The following is a 13,498-nucleotide window of genomic DNA, read 5'->3' as shown; positions in this document are numbered from 1 at the left end:
ACTTCGCATGCTCAACTATTTTCTCAAACGATTACTGGGACTGATTCCCACGCTGCTGATTGTGGCGGTGCTGGTGTTCCTGTTCGTCCATTTGTTGCCGGGCGATCCGGCGCGCCTGATTGCCGGCCCGGAAGCGGATGCTTCGGTGGTGGCGCTGGTGCGTCAGGATCTCGGCCTCGATCAGCCGCTGATCAAGCAGTTCTGGCACTTTATGATTAATGCGGTGCAGGGCGATTTCGGCCATTCGCTGGTCTCGAAACGTCCGGTGATTGACGAAATTGCCGCGCGCTTTTTCCCGACGCTGTGGCTGACACTCAGCAGCATGGTGTGGGCCGTGATTTTCGGTATGGCGATTGGCATCACCTCGGCGGTGTGGCGCAATCGCTGGCCGGATCGCATCGGCATGACGCTGGCGGTGTCGGGTATTTCGTTCCCGGCGTTTGCGCTCGGCATGCTGCTGATGCAGGTGTTTTCCGTCGAGCTCGGCTGGTTGCCGACCGTCGGCGCGGATAGCTGGAAACACTACATTTTGCCGTCGGTCACTTTGGGTGCAGCGGTGGCGGCGGTGATGGCGCGCTTCACCCGCGCCTCGTTCGTGGAGGTGATGCAGGAAGATTACATGCGCACCGCACGCGCCAAAGGGGTACGCGAATCGCTGGTGGTGGTGAAACACGGCCTGCGTAACGCCATGATTCCAGTGGTTACCATGATGGGCCTGCAGTTTGGTTTCCTGCTCGGCGGCTCGATTGTGGTGGAAGTGGTGTTCAACTGGCCAGGCTTAGGCCGCTTGCTGGTGGATTCAGTCGAGATGCGCGATTACCCGGTGATTCAGGCCGAAGTGCTGCTGTTCTCGCTGGAATTCATTCTGATCAACCTGATTGTCGATGTGCTGTACGCGGCAATCAACCCGGCAATTCGCTACAAGTAAGGAGTCGCAATTGAAGAACTGGCGACGAGCCGCGGCATTGAAAACCATGCCGACTATCACGGAAAACCGGGTACGGACGCCGTGGCGCGAATTCTGGCGGCGCTTTCGCCGTCAGCATGTGGCGCTGCTGGCCGGATTGTTTGTGCTGCTGCTGATTGTGGTGGCGTTTATCGCGCCGCTGATTGCGCCATTTGATGCGGAAAACTATTTCGATTACGACCGGCTGAACGAAGGGCCATCGCTAATGCACTGGTTTGGCGTTGATTCGCTGGGTCGCGATATCTTCAGCCGGGTGCTGGTAGGCACGCGCATTTCGCTGATTGCCGGTTTCTTCTCGGTGGCGATTGGCGCGCTGATCGGCACCGTGTTAGGTCTGCTGGCAGGCTATTACGAAGGCTGGTGGGATCGCATCACCATGCGCATCTGCGATGTATTGTTCGCGTTCCCCGGCATTCTGCTGGCGATTGCGGTGGTAGCAATTATGGGCAGCGGCATGAGCAACGTGATTGTCGCGGTGGCGATCTTCAGCATTCCGGCGTTTGCCCGTTTGGTGCGTGGCAATACGCTGGTGCTGAAACATCAAACCTATATTGAGTCGGCACGCAGCATTGGTGCGTCGGACTGGACCATTATCATGCGTCACATCCTGCCCGGCACGGTGTCGTCGATTGTGGTCTATTTCACCATGCGCATTGGTACGTCGATTATTACGGCGGCGAGTTTGTCCTTTCTCGGCCTCGGCGCGCAGCCACCCACGCCGGAGTGGGGCGCAATGCTCAATGAAGCGCGCGCCGATATGGTGATTGCGCCGCATGTCGCCATCTTCCCAAGCCTGGCGATTTTCCTTGCCGTGCTGGCGTTTAACCTGCTAGGTGATGGTTTGCGTGATGCGCTGGATCCGAAATTGAAGACCTGATGCTGTTTCGGTCGCCATAAATGGCGACCCTACAAAAACGTGCTCGTTTCCGCCGTGCAAAACCTTCATCGATCATTCGTAGGGTCGCCATTCATGGCGACCTTTTCAATAACCGCACAATCCCGCCCTTAAAACGTTTCCCAATTGTCATTACTGTGCGCGGCGGCAGGTGCGGCGCGGGTTGGCGTCATCACCGGTTTCACCACTTTCGGCTGCGGCGCAGCGGCCTGGCGTGCGCCGGTTTTAAAGCGGGCCACCGCAGATGAGAGGCTGCTGGCCTGCTGTTCCAGCGATGCCGACGCATTAGCGGATTCCTGCACCAGCGTGGCGTTCTGCTGCGTGACGCGATCCATCTCGTTCACCGCCTGCCCAATCTGGTCGATGCCGCGACTCTGCTCATCGGATGCCGAAGCAATCTCGCCCATGATATCGGTGACGCGGGTGACGGCGCTGACGATCTCCTGCATGGTTTCACCGGCGCTGCTCACCTGTTGTGAACCGGTGTTGACGCGCTGCACGGAATTCTCAATCAGCAGTTTGATCTCTTTCGCCGCCTGGGCGCTGCGCTGTGCCAGATTGCGCACTTCGCCTGCCACCACGGCAAAACCGCGCCCTTGTTCACCGGCACGCGCCGCTTCTACCGCTGCGTTAAGCGCAAGGATGTTGGTCTGGAAAGCGATGCCATCAATCACGCTGGTGATATCGGCGATTTTCTTCGAACTGTCGGCGATATCGCGCATGGTTTTCACCACGCCATTCACCACGTTGCCGCCTTTGTCGGCGGTTTCCGAGGCGGTTTTCGCCAACTGCGTCGCCTGACGCGCGTTATCGGCGTTCTGTTTCACCGTGGCGGTCAGCTCTTCCATGCTCGCCGCAGTCTCTTCCAGTGACGCAGCCTGCTGTTCAGTACGTGAGGAGAGATCGTTATTGCCGGTGGCGATCTCGCTGGCGCTGCCAAAAATCGCATCCGCGCTATCACGCACATTGTTGATGGTGCTGAGCAGCGACTGCTGCATGTGGTTGAGGCTGGCGGCAATCGACGCCATTTCGCTGCGGCCTTCCACCTGCAAACTGGCGGAGAGATCTCCGTCTGCGAAGCGCTCCATCTGCTGCTGTACCTGCTTCATCGGTGCCAGCAGGATACGACGCACCAGAATCCACACGGCAACCAGTAACAGCACCACAACCACCGCCATTACGGCCATCATCACCAACATATGCTGGTAGGCGCTGTCGTAGTCTGCACTGCGCTCCGTTAACAATTGCACGTTATGTTCACGCCACTGTTTATAGGCCGCTTCCAGATCATCCTGCGCCTGCTGGGCATCAAGATTGCCATAGGCGGCGTAATCATTGGCTTTCAGGAACGTCGCCGACTGTTTCAACAAATCAGCGAAGGCAGCAAACTTAGTGTCAACTACACTGGCTGAGTCCGCGCTTTGTCCGGCAATGTGCGGCATGCTCTTGTAGAGATCGTAATGTTGCTTTGCCTCATCCAGTGACGCACCAGCGCTGATCAGCAGTTTGTTGATGGCGGCGACTGACGCTTCATCCGTCTGTTTTTTCAGGATACGAATGGCGACGCGGTTGATAATCACGCGGGTTTTCACCAGCGTTTGCCAGCCATCGGCCAGCTCACGCTGCTGGTGCGACAGCTGATTGCTGGTGGTGAAATTATGCTGTCCGGTAATCAGTGATGATAAAAACAGCGAGCCGGAAATCGCCTGCATCGCGGTGAAAACCACCAATATCATCATGATGGCCGTCACAATTTTCATTCGTTTAAACATAGGTGCGTCTCTGAGGAAGTAGGCTGATATTGAAGTTATCGGTATAAAAGCAAATCGCTTAAGTGCCAGCGGGAAATAATTACGTCACGGGATGATGAGAGGCGGGAAAAAACAGATGAAAGCGTTTAATTACGAGCAGGATTTCAAGCACATCGACTTTCGCCAGCAGCCAGAGCTGTATCAGGTGGGGCGCGGCGAGCAGGGCGTGTTGATGGTCGAACCTTACAAAAGTGAGATTCTGCCGCACTGGCGTTTTCGCACCGTCGAGCTGGCAAAACAATCTTCACAGCAGATTATGCAGTTATTTGAAGCGTATCGCGCGCAGGACGATTTTGTCGGCATGGACATGGCGCGCAAATATATTCAGATGGGGTACACGCGTGCGCGTCGCTACAGCAATCATCAGGGCGGACGAAAATATGACGAGGCCGGCAACGAATTGCCGCGAACTACAGAAAAAGAAAAGGCCGCTGCGGCGGCCGTTTTCAAAGCGTGCTGGGATAAACTGCGCGCGGATACTGACTATCTGGCGCGCAAACGTGCGCACCAGCAAAAGTATGGTTAAACGCGCGTGCCCCACAGATCGTATTCGTCGGCGTGTTCGACTTTAACGCGCACCACGTCGCCGACTTTCACCTGACGATCGCCGTTCAGATAGACCGCGCCATCGATTTCCGGGGCGTCAGCCATGCTGCGGCCGACCGCACCTTCTTCGTCTACTTCATCAATCAGCACCAGCACTTCACGGCCGATTTTCTCCTGCAGACGTTCGCTGGAGATCTTCTGCTGCAGCTGCATGAAGCGATCAAAACGATCCTGCTTCACGTCATCCGGTACCTGATCCGGCAACTGGTTGGCGGTTGCGCCATCTACCGGGCTGTACTGGAAGCAGCCAACGCGATCGAGGCGCGCTTCCTGCAGGAAGTCGAGCAGCATCTGGAAATCTTCTTCGGTTTCACCGGGGAAGCCGACGATAAAGGTTGAACGCAGCGTCAGCTCTGGGCAGATTTCACGCCAGCGCTTAATGCGCTCCAGCGTACGCTCTACCGCGCCTGGACGCTTCATCAGCTTGAGGATGCGCGGGCTGGCGTGCTGCAGCGGAATATCGAGGTACGGCAGAATCTTGCCTTCAGCCATCAGCGGAATGACGTCATCCACATGCGGATACGGATAAACGTAGTGCAGACGCACCCACACGCCGAGTTTGGCTAACTGCTCGCACAGGCTCACCATGCTGGTTTTCACTGGCGATCCGTTCCAGAAACCGGTGCGATGTTTGACATCCACGCCGTAAGCGGAGGTGTCTTGTGAGATCACCAGCAGCTCTTTCACGCCGGCTTCGACCAGACGTTTGGCTTCGTCGAGTACCGAACCGATTGGACGGCTATCCAGATCGCCACGCATCGATGGAATGATGCAGAAGGTGCAGCGATGGTTGCAGCCTTCGGAAATTTTCAGGTAGGCGTAATGGCGCGGCGTCAGTTTGACGCCTTGCTCTGGCACCAGGCTGAGGAACGGGTTGTGCTCCGGCTTAGGCACATAAGTGTGCACGTGCGACAGAACCTGCTCGTAGCTGTGCGGGCCGGTGATCTCCAGCACCTTTGGATGCACTTCGCGGATCTGATCCACTTTGGCACCGAGGCAGCCGGTGACGATCACTTTGCCGTTCTCGTTCAGCGCTTCACCAATCGCTTCCAGTGATTCCTGTACGGCGCTATCAATAAATCCACAGGTGTTAACGATGACGATCTCTGCATCATCGTAGCGTGGCACCACGTCATAGCCTTCAGTACGCAGCTCCGTCAGGATGCGTTCAGAGTCGACGAGGTTTTTCGGACAGCCGAGGGAGACGAACCCCACGCGCGGTGGATTTTTGACTTGGCTCATAAGGTTAAAAATTCATCATAATTAGTGTGGATAGGGGGGCGATTGTACAGAGGTTGCAGAGGAAAATGTATAGGCTGTGTAAGAATCTCCTTATCGACAACCAATGTGCTGTAGATATGCTTAACTCAGTGAGCGACGCGCGCTCTGGTTAAGCGCCGCGCCTGAGTTGCTCGTCTGCGAACGTGATCCGAGTTGTGTAAGCTGACGTGTTTTGCTTAAATGTTGGGTCGGTAAAGGTAAGTACTTATCTTCACTGAAAATTTCAAATCGCACTGATAGTGAATCCTCACTGCCAGGGCAGAAGTGGATAATGTGAGAGCAGACATATGCAAGAGATCGTCAAAGGTTTTCTGAATTTTCAACAGAATGTGTTCCCTGAAAGGAAGGATCTTTTCAAAAGTTTGGCATCCAACCAAAATCCCAAAGCCCTGTTTATCTCCTGCTCAGACAGCCGTCTGGTGCCAGAGCTGGTGACGCAGTCCGAGCCGGGTCAGCTGTTCGTGATCCGTAACGCTGGTAATATCGTGCCACCGTTTGGTCCAGAGCCGGGCGGCGTGTCCGCCACCATTGAGTACGCAGTAGTGGCGCTGGGCGTGACCGAAATTATTATTTGTGGTCACTCCAACTGCGGTGCCATGAACGCGATTGCTTCCAATGCCGATCTGGAAACCATGCCAGCGGTTGATCACTGGTTGCACTACGCCAACGCGGCCAAAGCGGTGGTGGAAGAGCGCAACTACGATTCGGTTGAGAAACGTCTCAACGAAATGGTGAAAGAGAACGTGATCGCGCAGCTGCACAATATCAAAACACACCCTTCTGTGGCGGTCGCGCTGCGTAAAGGCAAAGTGCGCCTGCACGGGTGGGTTTATGATATTGAGAGCGGTGGCATCATTGCGCTGACCAAAGGCGGTGAATCCTTTATTTCACTGTCGGAAAACCCGGAAACCTGCTTCGAGTAATTCCGCCTAACCACCTGCAATGCAGGTGGTTTTTCCTCGCATTTCGCTAATATTTCCTCCCGCGCTGAAAACCAACTTCTACACTTGAGAAGCAATTACCTCTGATAAGGGCTCTCTCATGCGATTTCCCCTTTGTGTTCCCGTGTTAACGCTGGCGCTGCTGGCTGCGGGCTGTACCTCTCATGTGGCCGACAAAAAACAATATTCCGGCTTCCTCGGCGATTATAGTCAGCTGCAATCGACCCAATCGCCAAGCGGTAAACCGACGCTGCGCTGGATCTCTCCCGATTATCACGATGCTGATTATCGTGGCGTGGTTTACACGCCGGTGGTCTATTATCCGGCGGCGCACCCGACCGCGCGTATCAGCCAGCAAACGCTGGATGAGGTGCGCAGTTACACCGATAGCCAGCTGAAGCGGGCGATTTCTGAACGCAAACCGCTGGTGACCACCAAAGGCCCGCGTACGTTGCTGGTGAAAGCGGCGATTACTGCGGTATCTGCAGAGAATGAAGGCGTGCAGTTCTACGAAGTGGTGCCGATTGCTGCCGTTGTTGCCAGCACCATGGCGGCCACCGGGCACCGCACGCAAGAGAGCTCGCTGTTCCTCGAAATCGAAGCGGTGGATGCTCAAACCGGCAAGCCGATGATTAAAGTAGTGCGCAAAGCCTTTGGCAAAACCTTGCCGAACAACAACACGCCAATTACCCTAACCGATCTTCGTCCAGGCATTGATGAGATGGTGCGTGACACGTTGGCGTTCTCCGTGCCGTGAACCTGTGCCCGGCCGTGTGCCGGGCTTAATGTTTTGTAAATCCTGCACATCCTTTGTCACGCGCTGACTACCCTTAACGGCAGACCGTGATAAAGGAGAATGCCATGCGTTTACTGCCCGCCGCGCTGCTGTTTGGCGCTTTAAGCACGTCCTTACCGTTATTCGCTGCCGATGTGCAGGTTCAGGTGCTGCAGGACAAGCTCGATCATCCGTGGTCCGTAGCTTTTCTGCCCGACAATCAAACGCTGTTAATCACTGAACGATCCGGCCAACTGCGCAGCTGGCAGCCGGGCAAAGGCCTGTCGCAACCGATCGGCGGCGTGCCGAAGGTGTGGGCGAATCGTCAGGGCGGTCTGCTGGATGTGGTGCTGGCGCCGGACTTTGCCCAAAGCCGCCGCGTGTGGCTCAGCTACACCACCGCCGATGCCAGCGGCCGCGCCGGCGGCGTGGTGGGTTATGGCCGATTAGGCGATGACAATCGCCAACTGAGCGACTTTAAAGTGGTGCTGGAGCAAACGCCGAAGCTGTCGAGTGGCGCCAATATCGGCACGCGACTGGCGTTTGATCGTCAGGGCTTTCTCTATATCGCCTTCGGTGACAACTTCGCCAGCAGCAGCGCGCAGCAGCTGGATAAGCTCTCCGGCAAAATCGTGCGTCTGACCAAAGACGGTGAAATCCCGCCGGACAACCCGTTTGTTAATCGCCAGGGCGCGCGCGCCGAGATCTGGTCCTACGGCATGCGCAATCCGCAAGGGCTAGCGCTCAATCCGTGGACGCAGCAAATGTGGGAAAGCGAACACGGCCCGCGCGGTGGCGATGAGGTAAACATCCCGGAGAAGGGTAAAAATTACGGCTGGCCGCTGGCAACGTACGGCATTGATTACAGCGGAAAGAAAGTGCCGGAAGCGAAAGGCAGTGAAGTCGAAGGTACCGAGCAACCGCTGCACTACTGGAAAGTCTCACCGGCCATCAGCGGCATGGCTTTCTATAACAGCGCGCGCTTCCCGCAGTGGAAAAACTCACTGTTTATCGGCGCGCTGAAGGAGAAGAGTTTGATTCGCTTGCAGGTGAATGGCGAGAAAGTGGTGGAGGAGCAGCGCTTACTGGAAGATCGTGGCGAGCGTATTCGTGATGTACGACAAGGCCCGGATGGTTATCTCTATGTGCTAACCGATGAGTCCAACGGCAAGCTGCTGAAAGTGGGGCTGCCAGACGCCGCTAGCGCCCCACGCGGTTAACTTAGCGTGCCCAGTTACACACTTCCCATCCGCGCTGCTGTGCTTCCTGCAGCAGCAGCGGATTGGGATTCACCACCCATGCATGGTCGGCATGCGCCAGTAGCGGTAAATCATTCATTGAATCGCTGTAAGCCCAGGTGCGTTCAAAGCGTTGGTCCTGCTGTAACGCTTTCCAGTCGCTGAGGCGCGTCACTTTGCCTTCACGATAGGTCATGGTGCCGTAAGTTTGTCCGCTGTAGCGTTCATCCACCACTTCAACGCCAATTGCCAGTGCGCCGTGAACACCAAGGCGCTCGGCGATGGGAACAGCAAGATGATCGCCGCTGGCGGTGATGATCATTACCGTGTCGCCGCGCTGCTGATGCCACTCAATGCGCTCACGGGCGGCGGGGAACACGCGCGGCATGATGTCGCGATGGATAAAGCGGCGTACCCAGCCTTCCACGGTCATGGTGGCCATACCGGCGAGTGGCGCCAACGTGGTGTTCATATACTCTTCAATCGATAACGTACCGGTGTGATATTTTTCCATCAGGATTTTCTCCTGCTGGATGATCTCTTCGGGGGCAAATCCCTGTGAAACCAACCAGCGCAGCCACAGGCTGGTGCTGTCTTCACAAATCAGGGTTTCGTCCAAATCGAAAATGGCTAAGTCCATCGCGGCTCTCCTCAGGCTGACTGAATTCAGGTTAGCGGAAATTTGTGACTGGCTTAACCGTTCTGCGAAAAATCGGAATTACACGCAAAATTTTTCAATAGTCAGATGGGCAAAAGTGGCGGCGCTGCACGGTTGGTGCCAGGGTTACTCTAATAAACTCTATAAAACTTTACGATTGGACGGTTTTTTTCGCTGGCCTGAACCGTTAGCGTGGGATGAGACACGTCTTATCTGCAAAAAACCAAGATTTAACAAGGACAATCTGGTCATCCTCATGAGAAAAAACACCTTCGCTACTGCATGGCGGCCGCTGGCTGCATCGTCACTATTATTACTTTTCATTCCTATTTCAACGCTGGCAGAACAAGCTCCAGCCGCTCCGCAGATAGACGCCAAAGCCTGGATCTTAATGGATTACAACAGCGGCAAAGTGCTGGCGGAATCCAATGCCGATCAGCGCCTCGATCCCGCCAGTTTGACCAAAATGATGACCAGCTATGTGGTCGGCCAGGCGCTGAAATCGGGCAAGATAACCAACGATGACATGGTCACCATTGGTCAGGATGCGTGGGCCACCGGCAATCCCAAACTGCGCGGTTCATCGCTGATGTTCCTCAAGCCTGGCGATCGCATTCCGGTCTCTGAACTGAATAAAGGCGTGGTGATTCAATCTGGCAACGACGCTTGTATCGCATTGGCTGATTATGTCGCGGGCAGCCAGGATTCGTTTATCGGGTTGATGAACAACTACGTCAAAGCCTTTGGCCTGCAAAACACCCACTTTATGACGGTGCACGGCCTGGACGCCGAAGGGCAATACAGCACCGCGCGTGATATGGCGATTATCGGCCAGCGCCTGATCAGCGATGTGCCGGAAGAGTATGCGATCAACAGCGAAAAAGAGTTCACCTTTAATAAGATCAAGCAGATGAACCGTAACCGTCTGCTGTGGAGCACTAATCTGAAGGTGGATGGTATTAAAACCGGTCACACCTCCGGCGCGGGCAACAATCTGGTGGCCTCGGCAACCGAAGGTGATATGCGCCTGATTTCCGTGGTGCTCGGCGCGGCAACCGATGCTACGCGTTTCCGTGAAAGTGAGAAGCTGCTGACGTGGGGCTTCCGCTTCTATGAAACCGTGACGCCGATTAAGGCCGACAAGCCATTTGCGCAGCAGCGCGTATGGTTTGGCGATCATAGCCAGGTCAATCTCGGTGTAGCAAAAGACGCAGCCATCACCGTGCCGAAAGGGCAGATGAAAAACCTCAAGGCCAGCTTTACCCTGAACTCACCGCAGCTGGAAGCGCCGCTGGAGAAGAATCAGGTGGTGGGCACTATCGATTTCCAGCTGGATGGCAAAACCATTGAACAACGTCCACTGGTGGCGATGGAAGCGGTGCCGGAAGGCGGCTTTATTGGCCGGATTTGGGACTTCATTATGATGAAATTCCACGGCTGGTTCGGGAAGTGGTTTAGTTAATAAAAAACGGTGCGCATCAAGCGCACCGTGTTGTAGGGTCGCCATTCATGGCGACTAAAACAATTATTCGCGAATCCACCCTTTCTTAATCGGCATAGCAAACAGTGCGCGATACACCTGATGCGTAAACGCCAGCATGCGCTCGCCATACAGTTGCCACGCCATGTGCGACGCCAGACACGCCAGCAAACCAACCAAAAAGCCGCCCAGCATATCCATTGGCCAGTGCACGCCAAGGTAGACGCGTGACCACGCAATGGCGCTGCCGATCACCAGCAACAGCACGCCCGACCACAAGCGATGCCAGAAGATAAATGCCAGCGCAAAGGTAAAAATGGTGGTGCCGTGATCGCTCGGATAAGAGTCATCTGCGGCGTGAGATAAGAACTGATGCCCGAATCCTATGGCAAATGGGCGTGGATGCGGCAACAGTTGGCCGACGCACCATGAGATGCTCAGCGCGTACAGTAGCGCCATGCCGGTTTTCAACACCAGCGCACGTTGCGATTGCACATGTTCGCGCGGTCCCCATAGCCACAGCGCCACAATCAGCAGCGGCACGATGGCAATCACATCTTTGGCGATAAAGGTCGCCAGACTAATCAGCCACGGCGGTGAATCCTGCGTGGCGTTGATCCATAAAAAAAGCGTGTGGTTCAGTGCTTCCATCACGATGCCTTGTCCTCGTCTTGTTTACCCAAAAACAGCAGCGCAAATATGGCTGCAAAATAAGTTTGATAGCCTAAAAGCGGACCAGCTATGAGTACATAGTCGCGCTCTTAAACTTATTGCGGGTTGTTGGAGTGTTTAACTTTGATGAAAGTTGCAAGAAGGTTTAATTAAAACAGGGCGAAGCAAGAGGATGACGAAGGGGATTTTGGCAAGCTGGCGAAAAAGCCATAAAAAAACCCGCAAGTCAGTGACCGGCGGGCTCCACAATTTGGGGATTTCAAAGAAAAGCAGTGGCACTTATTCAGACTGCGCCCCCCAAAGAAAGTTCTGGACAGCGCGAAAATATTTTTATAAAGGCAAAAGCGGCCAGATTATCACGATCAAGGTGCCGGCCAGCGTCAGCAAAACGTTAGCAATCGCATAAGTTCCTGCATAGCCCAAGGCTGGAATGCTGCTGCGCGCGGTATCGCTGATGATCTCCATTGCCGGTGCACAGGTACGCGCGCCCATGATGGCACCAAACAGTAGCGCGCAGTTCATGCGCAGCACATAAGCGCCGAACAGATAGCAAATCACCACCGGCAGCAAACTCACCAGTAAGCCACTCACCAGCATCAACGCACCGGCGCTGCCAAAACCGTGCTGCAAACCGCTGCCCGCGCTCAGGCCAACGCCCGCCATAAACACCATCAAACCAAACTCTTTCACCATCGTCAGCGCACCTTGCGGGATGTAGCCAAAGGTCGGATGGTTGGCGCGCATAAAGCCGAGCATGATGCCCGCGAACAACAATCCGGCGGCGTTACCGATGCCAAAGCTGAAATTGCTGAACTGGAAAGTGATCATGCCGATCATTAAGCCGACGATAAAGAAGGCGCAGAAGGCGAGCAGATCGGTGATTTGGCTGTGAATGGCGATAAAACCAATGCGATCGGCGAGGCTCTTGACGCGACGTGCTTCGCCGCTTACCTGCAGCACATCACCTTTGTTGAGCATAATGCTGTCATCGATCGGCATCTCAATCTGGCTGCGAATCACGCGGTTGAGGAAGCAGCCGTGATCGGTCAGTTTGAGGTGGCTCAGGCGCTTGTTCACCGCGTTGTGGTTTTTCACCACGATCTCTTCGGTGACGATGCGCATATCCAGCAGGTCGCGATCGAACACCTCTTTACCGTTACGGAAGCTGGGATCAAGGCGCGCGTGTGCATCGGGATAGCCCACCAGCGAGATATCGTCGCCCAACTGCAGCATCGCGTCGCCGTCCGGGCTGGCGAGAATGCCGTTGCGGCGCAGACGTTCAATGTAGCAGCCGGTCTGGCGATGAATGCCCAGCTCGCGCAGGTTTTTGCCGCCGCTCCACTCCACCAGTTCCTGACCGACGCGATAGGCGCGAATCACCGGCAGAAACACTTTGCGCTGACTGTCGGCGTCGAGGCCGCGCTCGCGTGCGATTTGCTGCGCACAGGTCGGTAGATCCTGATGTTGCAGGCGCGGCAGATAGCGTGCGCCAAAAATCAGGCTGACTAAACCTACCAGATAGGTGAGGGCATAACCGAGGCTGAGATTATCCTGCATCAACGTGAGCTGATGGCTGTCGCTGATGCTTTGCCGCAGCGTATCGCCAGCGCCCACCAGCACCGGCGTCGAGGTTATCGAACCGGCTAACATGCCTGCGGTTAAACCAATATCCCAGCCGAATACTTTGCCAAGCGTCAGCGCGATTAACAGCGCGCTGACCACCATAACAATCGCCAGGAAGAAGTAATTTTTACCGTCGCGAAAAAATATCGAGAAAAAGTTAGGTCCGGCTTCCACGCCGACACAAAAAATAAACAACATAAAGCCAAGACTTAATGCGTCAGTATTAATGGCGAAGTGCTGTTGACCTAAAATCAACGAAACAACCAGCACGCCAATGGAATTACCGAGTTGGACCGAGCCGAGGCGTAATTTACCTAAGCAGAGTCCGAGTGCTAAAACGACAAATAATAACAGAACGTCATTTCCGCTTAACAATTCTGCGACGTTAATGTTCACGGTTTAACTTCTTCTTAACCTGTAACCAGTTGATGAGATGACCTTTTTTCGCTATCTTGTGCCGAACGTTAAGGTTCCTGCAACAAAAGCGTTCAAGCCGAAATCTAAAGCGGCGTCATTCTAATCATAATTAACACCCTCAGCTATCGGCAGTT

At 55.0% G+C, this 13,498-nt stretch carries 12 protein-coding genes; 7 read left to right on the top strand and 5 right to left on the bottom strand.

Annotated features, from left to right (window positions below):
- Positions 1 to 7: 7 nt before the first annotated feature.
- Positions 8 to 928, top strand: coding sequence for a glutathione ABC transporter permease GsiC (gene gsiC / locus BM323_RS02990; RefSeq protein WP_008102497.1), 921 nt, complete (start codon positions 8 to 10; stop codon positions 926 to 928).
- Between the two features lie 10 nt (positions 929 to 938).
- The gene (gene gsiD / locus BM323_RS02985; RefSeq protein ID WP_008102495.1) at positions 939 to 1,844 is read left to right on the top strand and encodes a glutathione ABC transporter permease GsiD; all 906 of its coding nucleotides are present in this window, start codon (positions 939 to 941) and stop codon (positions 1,842 to 1,844) included.
- A gap of 128 nt (positions 1,845 to 1,972) precedes the next feature.
- On the opposite strand, the gene BM323_RS02980 is transcribed toward gsiD, so the two are convergent.
- Complete coding sequence (locus tag BM323_RS02980) at positions 1,973 to 3,634, bottom strand: methyl-accepting chemotaxis protein (RefSeq protein WP_091003232.1); 1,662 nt, start codon at positions 3,632 to 3,634, stop codon at positions 1,973 to 1,975.
- A gap of 115 nt (positions 3,635 to 3,749) precedes the next feature.
- Between BM323_RS02980 and BM323_RS02975 the strand changes: the two genes are divergently transcribed.
- On the top strand, positions 3,750 to 4,199 hold the full coding sequence (locus BM323_RS02975; RefSeq protein WP_008102491.1) for a DUF4385 domain-containing protein: 450 nt from the start codon (positions 3,750 to 3,752) through the stop codon (positions 4,197 to 4,199).
- Here the strand turns inward: BM323_RS02975 and rimO are convergent.
- A complete protein-coding gene (gene rimO / locus BM323_RS02970; RefSeq protein WP_008102489.1) occupies positions 4,196 to 5,521 on the bottom strand; it encodes a 30S ribosomal protein S12 methylthiotransferase RimO in 1,326 nt (441 codons plus the stop codon). The genes BM323_RS02975 and rimO overlap by 4 nt on opposite strands.
- Before the next feature lie 326 nt (positions 5,522 to 5,847).
- On the opposite strand from rimO, the gene BM323_RS02965 reads away from it, so the two are divergent.
- From BM323_RS02965 to BM323_RS02955, 3 genes are all read left to right on the top strand, one after another.
- Positions 5,848 to 6,483, top strand: a complete 636-nt coding sequence (locus BM323_RS02965; RefSeq protein WP_007887698.1) for a carbonic anhydrase — start codon at positions 5,848 to 5,850, stop codon at positions 6,481 to 6,483.
- A gap of 118 nt (positions 6,484 to 6,601) precedes the next feature.
- Entirely contained in the window at positions 6,602 to 7,258 is a 657-nt protein-coding gene (locus tag BM323_RS02960) for a DUF3313 domain-containing protein (RefSeq protein WP_008102487.1), read from the top strand.
- A gap of 104 nt (positions 7,259 to 7,362) precedes the next feature.
- The gene (locus BM323_RS02955; protein WP_008102485.1) at positions 7,363 to 8,496 is read left to right on the top strand and encodes a PQQ-dependent sugar dehydrogenase; all 1,134 of its coding nucleotides are present in this window, start codon (positions 7,363 to 7,365) and stop codon (positions 8,494 to 8,496) included.
- Between the two features lies 1 nt (position 8,497).
- Here the strand turns inward: BM323_RS02955 and BM323_RS02950 are convergent, their stop codons facing one another.
- Positions 8,498 to 9,154, bottom strand: a complete 657-nt coding sequence (locus tag BM323_RS02950) for an HAD family hydrolase (protein WP_008102483.1) — start codon at positions 9,152 to 9,154, stop codon at positions 8,498 to 8,500.
- A 274-nt stretch (positions 9,155 to 9,428) separates the two neighbouring features.
- Between BM323_RS02950 and BM323_RS02945 the strand changes: the two genes are divergently transcribed.
- Positions 9,429 to 10,634, top strand: coding sequence for a serine hydrolase (locus tag BM323_RS02945; RefSeq protein ID WP_071531640.1), 1,206 nt, complete (start codon positions 9,429 to 9,431; stop codon positions 10,632 to 10,634).
- Between the two features lie 63 nt (positions 10,635 to 10,697).
- Here the strand turns inward: BM323_RS02945 and ybjG are convergent, their stop codons facing one another.
- Together ybjG and BM323_RS02935 are read right to left on the bottom strand one after the other, a co-directional pair.
- Positions 10,698 to 11,303, bottom strand: a complete 606-nt coding sequence (gene ybjG / locus BM323_RS02940) for an undecaprenyl-diphosphate phosphatase (RefSeq protein WP_091003229.1) — start codon at positions 11,301 to 11,303, stop codon at positions 10,698 to 10,700.
- Positions 11,304 to 11,654: 351 nt separating this feature from the next.
- The gene (locus BM323_RS02935; RefSeq protein WP_008102478.1) at positions 11,655 to 13,343 is read right to left on the bottom strand and encodes an aspartate:alanine antiporter; all 1,689 of its coding nucleotides are present in this window, start codon (positions 13,341 to 13,343) and stop codon (positions 11,655 to 11,657) included.
- Between the last annotated feature and the right edge of the window lie 155 nt (positions 13,344 to 13,498).

The organism is Pantoea sp. YR525, from assembly GCF_900116775.1.
In the GTDB taxonomy this organism is placed as follows: Bacteria; Pseudomonadota; Gammaproteobacteria; order Enterobacterales; family Enterobacteriaceae; genus Pantoea; species Pantoea symbiotica.
The sequence above is the reverse complement of the archived record's forward strand: the minus strand, read 5'-3'. Positions and strand labels throughout refer to the sequence as shown.

Coding starts and splice junctions, on each gene's coding strand:
- gsiC (WP_008102497.1), top strand. CDS start 8: ATGCTCAACTATTTTCTCAAACGATTACTGGGACTGATTCCCACGCTG.
- BM323_RS02980 (WP_091003232.1), bottom strand. CDS start 3,634: ATGTTTAAACGAATGAAAATTGTGACGGCCATCATGATGATATTGGTG.
- BM323_RS02975 (WP_008102491.1), top strand. CDS start 3,750: ATGAAAGCGTTTAATTACGAGCAGGATTTCAAGCACATCGACTTTCGC.
- rimO (WP_008102489.1), bottom strand. CDS start 5,521: ATGAGCCAAGTCAAAAATCCACCGCGCGTGGGGTTCGTCTCCCTCGGC.
- BM323_RS02965 (WP_007887698.1), top strand. CDS start 5,848: ATGCAAGAGATCGTCAAAGGTTTTCTGAATTTTCAACAGAATGTGTTC.
- BM323_RS02960 (WP_008102487.1), top strand. CDS start 6,602: ATGCGATTTCCCCTTTGTGTTCCCGTGTTAACGCTGGCGCTGCTGGCT.
- BM323_RS02955 (WP_008102485.1), top strand. CDS start 7,363: ATGCGTTTACTGCCCGCCGCGCTGCTGTTTGGCGCTTTAAGCACGTCC.
- BM323_RS02950 (WP_008102483.1), bottom strand. CDS start 9,154: ATGGACTTAGCCATTTTCGATTTGGACGAAACCCTGATTTGTGAAGAC.
- BM323_RS02945 (WP_071531640.1), top strand. CDS start 9,429: ATGAGAAAAAACACCTTCGCTACTGCATGGCGGCCGCTGGCTGCATCG.
- ybjG (WP_091003229.1), bottom strand. CDS start 11,303: ATGGAAGCACTGAACCACACGCTTTTTTTATGGATCAACGCCACGCAG.